Genomic DNA, 12,540 nt, shown 5'->3' with positions numbered 1-12,540 from the left:
ATCTTGGGATGGTCACAGCCCGTGTGGCGGCATGTCGGCGGGAAGGTGTCGCGCGGGTGACGGGTGGGTCAGGAGCGGCGGACCGCGGCCACGTCGAACTCCAGCGTCACCTTCGCCGCGACCATGACCCCGGTCGCGGCGTTCCAGTTCACGCCCCAGTCCTTGCGGTCGATCGTGACGCTGCCCCGGAAGCCGGCCCGGAGGCCGTCCACCGGGTCCTGCTCGGCGCCGGTCAGTTCGAAGTCGACGGTGACCGTCTTGGTCACGCCCCGCACGGTGAGATCACCGGTGACCTTGAAGCGGGTCCCGTCGACCTGCGTGACCCGGGTCGACAGGAAGGTGATGTAAGGGTGGTTGACCGCGTCGAGGAACTTGGTGCGCAGGGGTTCGTCGCGCTGCGGGTTGTGCGTCTGGATGCTCGCGGCCCGGACGCTCAGCTCGGCACTCGACCGCGACGGGTCGTCGCCGTCCAGGTGCGCGCCGCCCTCGAACGACTCGAAGTGGCCGCGCACCCTGGTGCCCATGGTGTGCCGGGCGACGAACCCGGTCCGGCTGCGGGCGGGGTCGATGACGTAGTCACCGGCGAGCTCGCTGAGGACGGTCGTGGTGGTCATGGTGGGTAGCTCCTCACAGGGGCGAAGGGAGAGTGACGCCGGGGCGGGGGCGAGCGGAGGCTGCCGCCGAAATCACCCCCCGCCCCGGCGCCACCCCACCGACGAGACAGCCCGACGGGATGTGAGCCGGGTGAGCGGCGGGTCGATCTCACATGTCACGGGGCTGTCTCGTCGTAACGGGTGACAGCGCACGCGATCGAGGGAGCCGACCGCACCATGACCAGCCCATCCGACTCCGGACCCGACCCGCTCGACCCCGGCCTCCTCGATCGCGGCGCCCACGATCCGGGCCTCGACGCGATCATGAGCGAACGGCGGCAGCTGATCGGTGTCTCCTACCGGCTCCTGGGCTCGCTGGCCGACGCCGAGGACGTGGTGCAGGAGACCTACGCCCGCTGGTACGCCATGTCCGGGGCACAGCGGGAGGCCATCGCGTCGCCGGGCGCGTGGCTGACGAAGGTCGCGGGCCGCATCTGCCTCGATCTGCTCCGCTCGGCACGGGTCAGGCGGGAGAGCTACGTGGGCGAGTGGATCCCCGAGCCGCTGCCCGGTCGTGCGGAGTGGGTCGACGGGCGGACCGGCGCCGCCCCGGCCACCGCCGACCCGGCGGACCGCATCACCCTCGACGAGTCGATCACCATGGCGTTCCTCGTCGTCCTCGAGTCGATGACCCCGGCCGAACGCGTCGCCTTCATCCTGCACGACGTCTTCCGCTACTCCTTCGCCGAGGTGGCCGACATCGTCGGCCGGACCCCGGCGGCCTGCCGCCAACTGGCGTCGTCGGCCCGGCGCCGGGTCCGTGACTCGGCGCCCGCCGCGGCCCCGGCGGCCCAGCAGGCGGGCATCGTCAGGGAGTTCAAGCAGGCGTGGCAGGCCAAGGACCTGACCGCCCTCATCGGCCTCCTCGACCCCGACGCCACGGCGACCGGCGACGGCGGCGGCCGCGTCGCCGCCTCGCTCCGCCCGGTGGCGGGCGGCGAGCGGATCGCCCACGGCCTCATCGACATCGTCGGCCGGGTGCCGGACCTGAGGTTCGTGGAACACACGGTGAATGGTCGCCCCGGCCTGGTGGTGACGCACGACGGCGCCACCGTCGGGGTGTTCGCCTTCGAGGTCGTGGGGGAGCGCATCAAGCGCATCTGGGCCGTACGGAACCCGGAGAAGCTCAGGCCATGGACGACGATCCGACGCCCGGCCCCGCCTGCCAGTTGATCATCGCCGTACGTTGGTGGATTCTCTGCGCATGGAATTCATCTGCTACCACCGCGACCGGCCCGACTCCCTGCCCCTGCGCGAGGAGTTGCAGGAGGCGCACTGGTCCTACATGGACGGTTTCGCCAAGGAGCTGATCGCGCGCGGCCCGACCTTCGCCGCCGACGGCGAGACGCCCACCGGCAGCGTGCACATCGTCGACGCCCCCGACGCGGCCTCCGCCCGCGCGTTCGCCTTCGACGAGCCCAACTACCAGGCAGGCGCGTACCGGGACGTGCTGCTGCGCCGCTGGCGCAACCTGCTGGGGCGCACGATGTGGGACTTCCCCGGCGGACTGACCGGCGGCAACCGGTACTTCGTCCTCGGCCTCGGCGCCGGGCAAGCCGCCGACACCGACGTGCCGCCCGGCAGGGACGACGACCTGATCGCGTACGGGCCGCTCCTGTCCGACGACGGCACCGCCTGGCTGGGCACGGCGGTGCTGCTCCGGGCCCAGGACGCGGACGCGGCGCGTGCCGTGCTCACCGGGGACCGGTACGCGGCCGTCGAGGTCCACGACTGGGAGTGCGGCGGGCGCCGCTAGCGGCTCCTGGAGCCGCAGGCCGTCGAGGGAACAGCGATGACCGGATGCCGTCTGTTCACTGGTGGGAAACGCCCATAGGATCTGCGACCTTCACGTCCTGGGGGGTCTCGTGAACGGTCTCCGTGCGCTTCTGGTCTGCCTCGTGCTCGCGTGTGCCGCGGTGGTGTCGCCCACGGCGCCGGTGCCGCAGGCCGTGGCGGCGACGCCTCGCTGGTCGGCGCTGCCCGTGCCCGCCGCCGCTTGGCCGGTGACCGTGAAGGACCTCGCCGCCCGCGGGCCCGACGAGGCGTGGGCGACGGGGTACGAGGGCGAGTTCGGTGCCCTGAAGCCGATGCTGTACCGGTGGGACGGCGTGAAGTGGACGCGGGACACCACCTTCCCCGGCGTCGGGGAGGCGGGCTGGCTCGGCGAGGTGCAGTTCGTCGGCAAGGAGGTGTGGATCTTCCACAACCGCGCCGGGGAGGGCGAGATCCTGCGCCGGTCGGCGGCGGGCGAGTGGAGCGCTGTCCCGCTGCCGCAGACCCTGTCGGTCTACCAGGACTTCACCGCCGTACCGGGCGGTGCCTGGGTGGTCGGTGAGGACAACACCGGGATGAAGGTGCTGCACTACGACGGCTCCCGCTGGACGACGGAGTCCACCCCGGACGACGTGCTGTTCCTGATGGGCGTCACGGCGCGCACCTCCACCGACGTCTGGGCCTGGGGGAGCACCCGCACCGGTGGGCGGACCGTCCTGCGCCACGACGGCACGGGATGGCGGGACGCGAAGGTGCCGCTGCCGCCGAACGGCAACGTGCACACGATCCTGCCCGAGCCCTCCGGCCGCGTCACGATCGGCGGCGGCGAGTACGCCGACGGCGTGTCCCGCGCCTTCCTGATGACCTGGAACGGCCGTGCCTGGCGCACCACTTACCCGCCGCTGGGCGACACCCACACCGAGGACATGGTGCGCGGCCCGGACGGCGCGCTGTGGCTGCAGGTCCGCAGCGACCGCGCCTTCCAGTCGAAGTACGCACGCGTGGACGGCCGCCGCACCACGTTCACCCGCGGTCCGGAGCGCACGAACGCCATCGACGTCAAACCCCAGGCACTGGCGCGGGCCGGGTCCGCGCTGCTGTCCATCGGGACCGTCGAGACCTACGGCTCGAAACCGAACCTGATGAGCGAGCGGCTGGGAGGCTGACCGTGGCATCGAGACCGACCATGGCACCGAGACCGACCGTGGCACCGGAATCGACCGTGGCACCGAGGCCGACCAGGGTGCCGAGGCCGTCCACGGCGCCGCGGCAGCCCGTGGCCCGCAGGCTTCTCGTCGCCGCCCTCGCGGCCCTGATGACCGTGGTGGCCGTCATGTCCGCGGCCGCGGCCGAGGCCCCGTCCTGGCAGCACGTCCCCGTCCCGGCGCAGGCGCGCCCGCAGACCGGGTTGAACGAGGCCGTGGCGTTCGGCCCCGACCGGGCCTGGGCGGTGGGCGCCGACGCCGTCGGCCGCGAGGCGCCGGGCTTCCCGCTGGTGCTGCGCTGGAACGGCACCGCGTGGCAGCGCCAGGGCCTGCCCGGGATCCGCTGGCAGGGCGAGCTGCTCTCGATCGCGGGGACCTCGCCGACCGCGCAGTGGGCCGTCGGTCGCGACTCGGCGGGCGGTAGCCGCCTGCTCCGCTTCGACGGCAGCTCCTGGCGCGACAGCCGGCCGCCGAGCGGGGTCCGCCTCGACAAGGTCGTCGCGGGTGGCGGTGAGACCTGGCTGATCGGCGGCCGGGACGGCGGTCAGGCCCTGTTGCGCTGGGACGGACGCGCTTGGCGGGACATGCCGGTGCCGCCGGGAGTCGTGTACGGCCTGCACGTCAAGGCGGCCGACGACGTCTGGGCCGCGGGTGCCGCCAACGACGGGGCTGCCGTGTCGCACTGGAACGGCGAGGCGTGGCGGCAGACGCACGTGGAGGGGTTCCCGCGCTCGGCCGTGGGCAGCATCCTGGCGGTCTCGCCGACCGAGGTGTGGGCGGGCGGCACGGGCGGGTTCATCGGCGGCCCGCCGGGACGGCCGATCCCGCCCCTCCTCGTCCGCTTCGACGGCCAGTCGTGGAACCGCGTGGCCCTACCCGCCGACTTCGGCGGCATCACCTCGCTCGCGCCGGACGCGTCCGGCGGTCTCGGCTGGGTCGCGGTGGCCCGCTCGCTGAAGTGGGGCCCGCCGGGCAGCACCCCGCCGCTGATCCCCGGCCCTGACTTCCTCGCCTGGGACGGCGAGGCCTTCGCCGAGTACAGCGAACCGGTGGTGGCCGGGGAGGGCGACTCCGCGGCGCTGCGCCTCGCGCCGGTACCGGGCACGGCGACGGTGTGGGCGGTCGGCAGGGCCGCGGGACCCGAGGGCACCTTCGCCCCACGCATTCTGCGCTTCGGCTGAGCCGCGGTCCCCGTGGGGCGGGGCCCTGGTTCCGCTTCGGCGAACTGCGGCTCGGCTGAGGCTGAGCCGCGGCTCGGCGTTCGGCTGAGCCGCACCTTCGCTTCGGCCGGGACGCCACATCACACGGCGCCCGCCCCTCGACACGGGCCCCCGTCCCCCTCGCGTACACAAGAGTCCTGTCCTGACACCACCCGTGCCACTACATTTGACATCATGACTGCCATCACTCTGCGGATCCCCGACGCGATGGACCAGCCGCTGCGGGACGCCGCGGCCGACGCGCCGTCGCTGAACGACTACATCCTGCGAGCCGTGCGTCGGCAGATGACGCTCGACGCCGGCCGCAAGCTCGCCCTCGTGGCACCCGTCGACCTCGACGGTGAGGGCGACTCCCTGTGACGATCGGCAAGGGCGACGTCTGGGACATCGACACGGGCAAGGGCAACCGCACGGTGCTCGTCGTCAGCCTCGACGGCCTCGCCGAGGCGTACGGCGCTGTGGTCGCCCTGGTCCTGCACGCCCCCGCCGTGCACCCCGACACCGCGATGAGCGTGCGCCTGACCGCGCCGGTCGACGCCTCGGTCGTCGCGGTCAACGTCCTGCAGCTCTCCGTGTCCCGATTCGAGACGGGCACGCTGCTCGGCAACATCGGCCCTGAACAGCAGTCTCTGGTCGACAACGCGCTCCGCGCCGTCCTCGACCTCTGACGCTCCCCGCGTGACTCCTGAAACGCTCCCCTCCGTTCCGGTACTCGGTGTTACTGTGTAGTGGTACTCGGTACTACGCAGTACTGGGGGTGTCGGAGGGGAGATCCGCGATGGACGACCTGACGGAGATGTTGAAGGGCACGCTCGAAGGCTGCGTGCTCGAAATCATCAGCGGCGAGGAGACCTACGGGTACGCCATCACGCGTCGGCTGAACGAACTCGGCTTCACCGACGTCGTCGAGGGGACCGTCTACACCATCCTGCTGCGCCTGGAGAGGAACGGGCTCGTCGAGGTGACGAAGAAGCCGTCCGGAATGGGGCCGCCGCGCAAGTTCTACGCGCTCAACGACGCGGGCCGCGAAGAACTCGGCAGGTTCTGGGTGAAGTGGCAGTACCTCTCCTCACGAATCGACAAGCTCAAGGAGGGCGGGCGATGACTTTCTGGGAAACCGTGACCGGAAGCGACCTCACGAGGGAGTACAAGGCCTTCGAGGTCCGGGCCAAGGCGTTGCCGGCCGACTATCGGGAGGCGTGGGAACAGATCAAACTCCACCTCACCCCCTATGGGGACTTCACGGGGCGCAACCTGATGCCGATCCTCGACGGCGCCCTGGGGCTGCTCGAGGAAACGGCGGGGGAGGGGCAGAGCGTTCACGAGGTCCTCGGTGCCGACATCAAGGGTTTCTGCGCGGCGCTCGCCGGCGGCGAGGAGTCCCGGGACTTCCGGGACCGGTGGCGCAGGCAGCTGAACAGGAACGTCGCAAGGAAATTGGGCCAGTTGGGAGGCTGATGTGGGAATCCAGGACATCATCGAGGGCAAGAAGGAGTGGCGGGCGCACAAGGCTCGGGTCAAGGCGCTCCCACCGGACTACCAGATCGTCTACAAGGAGATGCAGAAGTACTTCTTCAAGGTCGGACCGGTCGACCTGCCCGACGGGCCCCTGCTCCCGGGGATCGTCGACTTCTTCGAGGGCGGTGTCGCGTCCGGCAAGGGAGTCCTGGAACTCATCGGCGACGACGTCGCCGCCTTCTGCGACGACCTGATCAAGGGAACGCGCACCAACGCGGACGTCTTTCAGGAGTCCGTCGACAAGAAGCTCAAGACGCAGCTCGGCAAGGGCGACAAGTAGCGCCGGCCGACAAGCGGGGCGCGTGCGGCGGCGGGTGCGGGGACGGTCGTCTCGGCACCCGCCGCCCGCCTGTGCCCGCAGTGTCCGGAAGAACCGCCGCGCGTCGTCCACCAGGAGGTGGGGCTGTTCCATCGCCGGGAAGTGCCCGCCCCGGTCATGGGTCGTCCACTGCACGATGTTGTTGGTCCGGTCCCCGATGTGGCGCAGCGGTACGAAGTTGTCGTGCGAGAAGACGGCGAGCGCCGTCGATGTCGGCGAGGGCCGCGGCGGGGCGCCCTGGCATCCGGCGTGCGCCCGCTCGTAGTGGATGCGGGCCGCCGACCCGGCCGTGCCCGTGAGCCAGTACAGCATGACGTTGGTGAGCATCTGGTCGCGGTCGACGGCGTCCTCCGGGCGGTCCCGCGAGTCGGTCCATTCCTTGAACTTCTCCACGATCCACGCCAGTTGGCCCACCGGTGAGTCCGTGAGGCCGTACGCCAGGGTCTGGGGGCGGGTCGACTGGATGTCCGCGTAGCCCTGCTGGTCCCGCGTCCACGCCTGGGACCTGGCCCGTGCCGTCGGCCGGGGCGAACGCCTCGACGCCGAAGTGGTCGCGCGCGTCCACGCGCACCTCGAGCCCATGGACGGGGAACTGCGCCGGCCCTGGGCGTTCGGCCTGAAGGCGGCCGTGCCGGCCGGTGCCGACGCGCAGACCGCGTTCCTCTGCTGCGTCGGCCGTCAGCCCTGAGGCAGGGCGCCGCGACCGGTGCCGGACCGCGCGCGGAACGTACGGCGGTACGTGTCCGGCGGCACACCGACCGTCCGGTTGAAGTGGCGGCGCAGCGTCGTCGCCGTACCCATGCCGGTCGCCTCGGCGACGGCGTCGACGCTGTCGCCGGTCGTCTCCAGCAACTCCTGGGCGCGGCGGATCCGTTGGGTCAGGAGCCACTGCAGCGGCGTGGTGCCGGTCGCCGACCGGAACTGACGGGTCAGCTGGCGCGAGCTCATCCCCGCCCGGCGCGCCAGGTCCTCCACGGTCAGCGGCTTGTCGAGCCGCTCGACCGCCCACGCGAAGAGCGCGGCGAGGGGGTGGTGGGCCTCGGCGGGCACCGGCGTGGCGACGAACTGGGCCTGGCCGCCGTCCCGGTGGGGCGGGACGACCAGGCGGCGGGCGACGGCGTTGGCCGTCGACGAACCGTGGTCGAGGCGGACCAGGTGCAGACACAGATCGAGCGCGGCGGCCTTGCCCGCGGACGTGAGCACGCTCCCGCTGTCCACGTAGAGGACGTCCGCGTCGACCTCCACCTGCGGGTAGCGCTCGGCGAGCACATCGGTGTGCGCCCAGTGCGTCGTCGCGCGCTTGTGGTCCAGGAGCCCGGCGGCGGCCAGCACGAACGCGCCCGTGCACAGGGAGGCCACGCGCGCGCCCGCCTCATGGGCCGCGCGCACCGTGTCGACCAGCTCGTCCGGCGGGGCGACGTCGACGTCCGCCCAGGCCGGGACGATCACGGTGTCGGCGCCCCGGACCCGGTCGAGGCCCTCGTCCGGCTCCAGCGAGAACCGGCCGACCCGCACCGCGCCCGAACCGCACACCGCGAGGTCGTACCACGGCCCCCGCACGCTCGGCGGAGCGGAGCCGAACACCTCGTACGCCACGGACAGTTCGAACGGCATCATTCCGTCGGTGACGGCCAGCGCGACAGTGCCCATGTCGGGAATTGTACGGGGCATGTCGTTCCAGACACTCGTCGTGACCGTTCACGGCCGCCAGGATGGTCGTACTGGATCACACGGATCACGCGGATCGCAGTGATCGCTGTGATCGCAGTGATCACACGGAGAACGGGGAGAGGCCGAGGTCATGGGTGAGGGACAGCGAGTGCTGGTGTTCGGCGCGTACGGGCACACCGGGCGGTTCGTGGTGGCACGGCTGAGGGACCGCGGGTTCGTGCCGGTCCTGTCGGGACGCGACGCGGACAAGCTGCGCGACCTGGCCGCGGCGCACGAGGGCGTCGAGGCCCGCCCGGCGACGGTCGACGACGCGGACGCGCTGGACGGCGCGCTGGCGGACACGGCCGCCGTGATCAACTGCGCCGGGCCCTTCGCCACGACGGCCGCCCCGCTCATCGAGGCGGCGCTCCGCGCGGGCATCCCGTACGTGGACGTGGCGGCCGAGATCGAGGCCAACGCCGACACGTTCACGCGGTACGCGGACCGGGCCCGCGCCGAGGGAGCGGTGATCGTACCCGCCATGGCCTTCTACGGAGGCCTCGGCGACCTGCTGGCGACCGCCGCGCTCGGCGACTGGACGGCGGCCGACGAGGTGCACATCGCGTACGGCCTGAGCAGCTGGCACCCGACCGCCGGGACGCGCACTGCGGGCGCGGTCTCCCGGGAGCGCCGCGACGGCCGCCGCGTCCTCTGCACGAACGGGCGCCTGGAGTACCGCGACGACGAGGCGCCCACCCTGAAGTGGGATTTCCCGCACCCGATGGGCACCCGGGCCGTCGTCGGTGAGTTCACGATGGCCGACGCTGTCACCATCACCAGCCACCTGCCCGTGCCCGAAGTGCGCGGCTACATGACGGTCGAGGCCGTCCGGGACCTCGCCGCCCCGGACACACCGGCGCCCGCCCCGGTAGACGAGAGCGGGCGCTCCGCGCAGACCTTCCTCCTCGACGTCGTCGTGCGTTCCGGCGGCGAGGAACGCCGCGCCGTGGCTCGGGGCCAGGACATCTACGCCGTCAGCGCGCCCCTTGCCGTGGAGGCGGTCGACCGCGTCCTGAGCGGGCGGACCAGGACGACCGGGGTCGCATCGGCGGGCGCCCTCTTCGACGCGGAGGACTTCCTGCGCGCGCTGGCCCCGCACGTCTCCTTCGAGCTGTTCCCGTAGCCAGAAGGAGGGCGAGGGGGAGCGGCCACGGAGCGGCCAGGGGAGGGCGGGGAGCGTCGCGGAACAGCCGGGGAACCCGAGAGCGGCAAGGCGTCAGAGGCAGAAGCCGCCGTCGATTCCCCTCGGCTCCCCTCGGCGTAGTACGTCGCCGAGATGCCGCCGAAGACGGTGAGCGCTTCGGGGTGCACCTCCTTCACGACGGCCGCGAGGTCGACCGAGCCGTGGCAGTGCGCCATCCAGTGCAGGTCGAACCCGAAGATCGGCGCCTCCAACCGGGCGAGCAGCCGTGGCACGTTCAGCTCGGGATGCAGGAGCATCAACGAGGCGACGGTGACTATTTATGTCTCGAACCCGCAGTCGGCAAGAAGCTGCTTAATCGAGAACCAGCCGATGGGGTAGATCTCGTAGACCGAGGTGACATTCACGCTGTCGCTGTCGCTGTCGCTGAGATACGCGAACAGCATGTCGTCGCGCTCGCGGAATTCATAGACGCTGGGCGCGTGCAATAAGAACATGTCGGCTTCGAGCCGCGATGTTGACGACTGCTCCGTGACGGACATTCACGGCCTCCCCTGGCCCACTCCTCGCCAGCAGGATTCACCATGGCTTCGGCCTGCTGAAAGGTTTGTCAAGGGTCGTACGGCCGGCGCCGAAATGAATCTTGATCTGCTGCTTTCGGCTCTGCGAAGGAGTAGTCGGGGAAATTGATCAGAGAGTGCTGGTAAACAGCAGCGGAAAAGCGGAATCTGACCAGTTGATTTGTGCGGCAGGGCGGCTCTGAAATTGATCAGACCGGCGGTCCGGGTAATTGATCGGAGGCGATTCGGCAGTTACCGGGTATATCTGCGGATGCGGTAGCGCAGCCCGGATGTGGAGGTCTGCCAGCCTTTGTCCTCGGTGACTTTCCACTCCGGGGCCAGGGCCGGGGCGTAGGTGTCGCCCGCCACCGTCGCGTCCACCTCGGTCACCGAGAGCGTCGTGGCGTGCTCCAGGGCCGCCCGGTAGATCTCGCCGCCGCCGATCACCCACACCGAGGCGGGGGCGGCCGACGCCGACGGCTCGGCCGCGCGCTGCAGGGCCTCCGCGATGGACCCGGCACGCTCCGCGCCTTCGGCGGCCCAGAGCGGATCGCGCGTCACCACCACGTTGCGCCTGCCGGGCAGGGGACGGAACCGCGGGGGCAGCGAGTCCCAGGTCCTGCGGCCCATCACCACGGGATGGCCGAGGGTGGTGGCCTTGAAGTGCGCCATGTCCTCGGGCAGCCGCCACGGAATGCCGTTGTCCGCGCCGATCACGCCGTCCAGGGACTGCGCCCAGATGAGCCCGACGTTCATACGGCGACCGGGGCCTTGATCGCGGGGTGGTGCTGGTAGCCGACCACTTCCACGTCGGAGTAGGCGTACTCGAAGAGCGAGTCCGCTCGGCGCAGCCGCAGCTCGGGGAACGCGAACGGGGCGCGCGAGAGCTGCTCGGTCACCTGCTCGACGTGGTTGTCGTAGATGTGGCAGTCGCCGCCGGTCCAGATGAAGTCGCCCGGCTCGAGATCGACCTGCTGCGCCACCATGTGCGTGAGCAGGGCGTAGCTGGCGATGTTGAACGGGACGCCGAGGAACAGGTCCGCGCTGCGCTGGTACAGCTGGCAGGAGAGCTTGCCGTCGGCGACGTAGAACTGGAAGAAGGCGTGGCAGGGGGCGAGCGCCATTTTGTCGAGCTCGGCGACGTTCCAGGCGGAGACGATCATCCGGCGGGAGTCCGGGTCCCGGCGCAGCGTGTCGAGGACCTCGCTGATCTGGTCGATGTGGCGGCCGTCCGGAGCGGGCCAGGAGCGCCACTGGGCGCCGTAGACCGGACCGAGCTCGCCGTCCTTGTCGGCCCACTCGTCCCAGATGGAGACGCCGTGCTCCTGCAGCCAGCCCACGTTCGAGTCGCCGCGCAGGAACCACAGCAGCTCGTACACGATCGACTTGAGGTGCACCTTCTTCGTGGTGACCAGCGGAAACCCCTGTGAGAGGTCATAGCGCAACTGGTGTCCGAAGACACTTCGGGTACCGGTGCCCGTCCGGTCGGCCTTGGCCGTCCCGGAGGTGAGCACCGACTTCAACAGGTCTTCGTACTGGGTGTCCGCCACAGGCGTCGATTCTACTGGTCACCCGCGTGTGCACCCGACGGCCCCGCCGCCGCGCGCCGGGGCCGGTGCCGGGCTCCCCTCGCCGGCCCCCGGCACCCGCTACTCGAAGCGCGTGGTGTCCCCGGCGCCGCGGCGCACGATCTCGATGTCGCCGCCGGAGAAGTCGATGACCGTCGTCGGCTCCGTGCCGCAGTCCCCGGAGTCCAGGACGGCGTCCACCACGTGGTCGAGGCGCTCCTTGATCTCCCAGCCCTGCGTCATCGCCGCTTCCTCGCCGGGCAGCAGCAGGGTGCTGGAGAGCAGCGGCTCGCCCAGCTCGGCGAGGAGCGCCTGGGTGACGACGTGGTCGGGGATGCGGACGCCGACGGTCTTCTTCTTCGGGTGCAGGAGCTGGCGCGGCACCTCCTTCGTCGCGGGCAGGATGAAGGTGTAACTGCCGGGCGTCGCCGCCTTGATCGCGCGGAACACGTCGTTGTCGATGTGCACGAACTCACCGAGCTGCGCGAAGGTCTGGCACACCAGGGTGAAGTGGTGACGGTCGTCGAGGTTCCGGATCGAACGGATCCGGCCGATGCCGGCCCGGTCGCCCAACTGACATCCCAGCGCGTAGCAGGAGTCCGTCGGGTACGCGATGAGAGCGCCGGACCGGATGCTGTCCGCCACCGTGGAGATGGTGCGCCGCTGCGGGTTCTCGGGGTGCACGTCGAAGTACTTGGCCATTCGCCGAGTCTAGGCGCGGACGGGTGGGCCCGAAGGGCAGGACGTGGCCGAGGCGCAGGGCGGGGGCCGGAGCGCAGGGCGGGGCCGGGGGACAGGATGAGGCCGCAGGGGCCGATGAGGCCGGACGCGGACCGATGGGGCAGGCGCTCGGTGTCCCAGTGGCCGGTGGTG

16 protein-coding genes and 1 pseudogene are annotated in these 12,540 nt (G+C 71.2%); 10 read left to right on the top strand and 7 right to left on the bottom strand.

Annotated features, from left to right (window positions below):
• Positions 1–68 precede the first annotated feature (68 nt).
• On the bottom strand, positions 69–614 hold the full coding sequence (locus tag QUY26_RS00940) for a YceI family protein (RefSeq protein ID WP_289943174.1): 546 nt from the start codon (positions 612–614) through the stop codon (positions 69–71).
• 216 nt (positions 615–830) lie between these two features.
• Here QUY26_RS00940 and sigJ point away from each other — a divergent pair, with 216 nt between their 5' ends.
• From sigJ to QUY26_RS00895, 9 genes are all read left to right on the top strand, one after another.
• Positions 831–1,826 carry an RNA polymerase sigma factor SigJ gene (gene sigJ, locus QUY26_RS00935; RefSeq protein ID WP_436840240.1) on the top strand — a complete coding sequence of 332 codons (996 nt, stop codon included), beginning with the start codon at positions 831–833 and terminating at the stop codon, positions 1,824–1,826.
• 31 nt (positions 1,827–1,857) lie between these two features.
• On the top strand, positions 1,858–2,409 hold the full coding sequence (locus tag QUY26_RS00930) for a YciI family protein (protein ID WP_289943173.1): 552 nt from the start codon (positions 1,858–1,860) through the stop codon (positions 2,407–2,409).
• A 109-nt stretch (positions 2,410–2,518) separates the two neighbouring features.
• Positions 2,519–3,592, top strand: coding sequence for a hypothetical protein (locus QUY26_RS00925; protein WP_289943172.1), 1,074 nt, complete (start codon positions 2,519–2,521; stop codon positions 3,590–3,592).
• A 110-nt stretch (positions 3,593–3,702) separates the two neighbouring features.
• Positions 3,703–4,812 carry a hypothetical protein gene (locus tag QUY26_RS00920; RefSeq protein WP_289943171.1) on the top strand — a complete coding sequence of 370 codons (1,110 nt, stop codon included), beginning with the start codon at positions 3,703–3,705 and terminating at the stop codon, positions 4,810–4,812.
• A 213-nt stretch (positions 4,813–5,025) separates the two neighbouring features.
• A complete protein-coding gene (locus QUY26_RS00915) occupies positions 5,026–5,211 on the top strand; it encodes a hypothetical protein (protein ID WP_289943170.1) in 186 nt (61 codons plus the stop codon).
• Positions 5,208–5,519 (top strand): hypothetical protein, encoded by a 312-nt coding sequence (locus QUY26_RS00910; RefSeq protein ID WP_289943169.1) that lies wholly within the window; start codon positions 5,208–5,210, stop codon positions 5,517–5,519. The genes QUY26_RS00915 and QUY26_RS00910 overlap by 4 nt, the downstream gene beginning before the upstream one ends.
• Before the next feature lie 110 nt (positions 5,520–5,629).
• The gene (locus QUY26_RS00905) at positions 5,630–5,956 is read left to right on the top strand and encodes a PadR family transcriptional regulator (RefSeq protein WP_289943168.1); all 327 of its coding nucleotides are present in this window, start codon (positions 5,630–5,632) and stop codon (positions 5,954–5,956) included.
• Positions 5,953–6,309, top strand: a complete 357-nt coding sequence (locus tag QUY26_RS00900) for a DUF1048 domain-containing protein (RefSeq protein WP_289943167.1) — start codon at positions 5,953–5,955, stop codon at positions 6,307–6,309. Before QUY26_RS00905 ends, QUY26_RS00900 begins: the two co-directional genes overlap by 4 nt.
• A 1-nt stretch (position 6,310) precedes the next feature.
• The gene (locus tag QUY26_RS00895; RefSeq protein ID WP_289943166.1) at positions 6,311–6,649 is read left to right on the top strand and encodes a DUF1048 domain-containing protein; all 339 of its coding nucleotides are present in this window, start codon (positions 6,311–6,313) and stop codon (positions 6,647–6,649) included.
• 75 nt (positions 6,650–6,724) lie between these two features.
• Here QUY26_RS00895 and QUY26_RS00890 read toward each other — a convergent pair.
• Positions 6,725–7,210, bottom strand: a pseudogene (locus tag QUY26_RS00890) (alpha/beta fold hydrolase); the annotation flags it as partial.
• A 156-nt stretch (positions 7,211–7,366) separates the two neighbouring features.
• A complete protein-coding gene (locus QUY26_RS00885; protein WP_289943165.1) occupies positions 7,367–8,338 on the bottom strand; it encodes a helix-turn-helix domain-containing protein in 972 nt (323 codons plus the stop codon).
• Between the two features lie 151 nt (positions 8,339–8,489).
• On the opposite strand from QUY26_RS00885, the gene QUY26_RS00880 reads away from it, so the two are divergent.
• Entirely contained in the window at positions 8,490–9,521 is a 1,032-nt protein-coding gene (locus QUY26_RS00880; protein WP_289943164.1) for a saccharopine dehydrogenase family protein, read from the top strand.
• Between the two features lie 338 nt (positions 9,522–9,859).
• Here the strand turns inward: QUY26_RS00880 and QUY26_RS00875 are convergent, their stop codons facing one another.
• From QUY26_RS00875 to QUY26_RS00860, 4 genes are all read right to left on the bottom strand, one after another.
• A complete protein-coding gene (locus QUY26_RS00875; protein ID WP_289943163.1) occupies positions 9,860–10,081 on the bottom strand; it encodes a hypothetical protein in 222 nt (73 codons plus the stop codon).
• A gap of 270 nt (positions 10,082–10,351) precedes the next feature.
• Positions 10,352–10,855: a dihydrofolate reductase gene (locus tag QUY26_RS00870; protein ID WP_289943162.1), complete on the bottom strand. Its 504-nt coding sequence runs from the start codon at positions 10,853–10,855 to the stop codon at positions 10,352–10,354.
• The gene (locus QUY26_RS00865; protein ID WP_289943161.1) at positions 10,852–11,649 is read right to left on the bottom strand and encodes a thymidylate synthase; all 798 of its coding nucleotides are present in this window, start codon (positions 11,647–11,649) and stop codon (positions 10,852–10,854) included. Before QUY26_RS00865 ends, QUY26_RS00870 begins: the two co-directional genes overlap by 4 nt.
• 99 nt (positions 11,650–11,748) lie before the next feature.
• The gene (locus tag QUY26_RS00860) at positions 11,749–12,369 is read right to left on the bottom strand and encodes an L-threonylcarbamoyladenylate synthase (RefSeq protein ID WP_289943160.1); all 621 of its coding nucleotides are present in this window, start codon (positions 12,367–12,369) and stop codon (positions 11,749–11,751) included.
• Positions 12,370–12,540: the final 171 nt, after the last annotated feature.

This window comes from Streptomyces flavofungini, from assembly GCF_030388665.1.
GTDB classification, from domain to species: domain Bacteria; phylum Actinomycetota; class Actinomycetes; order Streptomycetales; family Streptomycetaceae; genus Streptomyces; species Streptomyces flavofungini_A.
The sequence above is the reverse complement of the archived record's forward strand: the minus strand, read 5'-3'. Positions and strand labels throughout refer to the sequence as shown.

Excerpts from the sequence above, each read along its gene's own strand:
- QUY26_RS00930 (WP_289943173.1), top strand. The coding sequence starts at position 1,858 with ATGGAATTCATCTGCTACCACCGCGACCGGCCCGACTCCCTGCCCCTG.
- QUY26_RS00940 (WP_289943174.1), bottom strand. The coding sequence starts at position 614 with ATGACCACCACGACCGTCCTCAGCGAGCTCGCCGGTGACTACGTCATC.
- sigJ (WP_436840240.1), top strand. The coding sequence starts at position 831 with ATGACCAGCCCATCCGACTCCGGACCCGACCCGCTCGACCCCGGCCTC.
- QUY26_RS00880 (WP_289943164.1), top strand. The coding sequence starts at position 8,490 with ATGGGTGAGGGACAGCGAGTGCTGGTGTTCGGCGCGTACGGGCACACC.
- QUY26_RS00885 (WP_289943165.1), bottom strand. The coding sequence starts at position 8,338 with ATGGGCACTGTCGCGCTGGCCGTCACCGACGGAATGATGCCGTTCGAA.
- QUY26_RS00900 (WP_289943167.1), top strand. The coding sequence starts at position 5,953 with ATGACTTTCTGGGAAACCGTGACCGGAAGCGACCTCACGAGGGAGTAC.
- QUY26_RS00905 (WP_289943168.1), top strand. The coding sequence starts at position 5,630 with ATGGACGACCTGACGGAGATGTTGAAGGGCACGCTCGAAGGCTGCGTG.
- QUY26_RS00875 (WP_289943163.1), bottom strand. The coding sequence starts at position 10,081 with ATGTCCGTCACGGAGCAGTCGTCAACATCGCGGCTCGAAGCCGACATG.
- QUY26_RS00860 (WP_289943160.1), bottom strand. The coding sequence starts at position 12,369 with ATGGCCAAGTACTTCGACGTGCACCCCGAGAACCCGCAGCGGCGCACC.
- QUY26_RS00870 (WP_289943162.1), bottom strand. The coding sequence starts at position 10,855 with ATGAACGTCGGGCTCATCTGGGCGCAGTCCCTGGACGGCGTGATCGGC.
- QUY26_RS00915 (WP_289943170.1), top strand. The coding sequence starts at position 5,026 with ATGACTGCCATCACTCTGCGGATCCCCGACGCGATGGACCAGCCGCTG.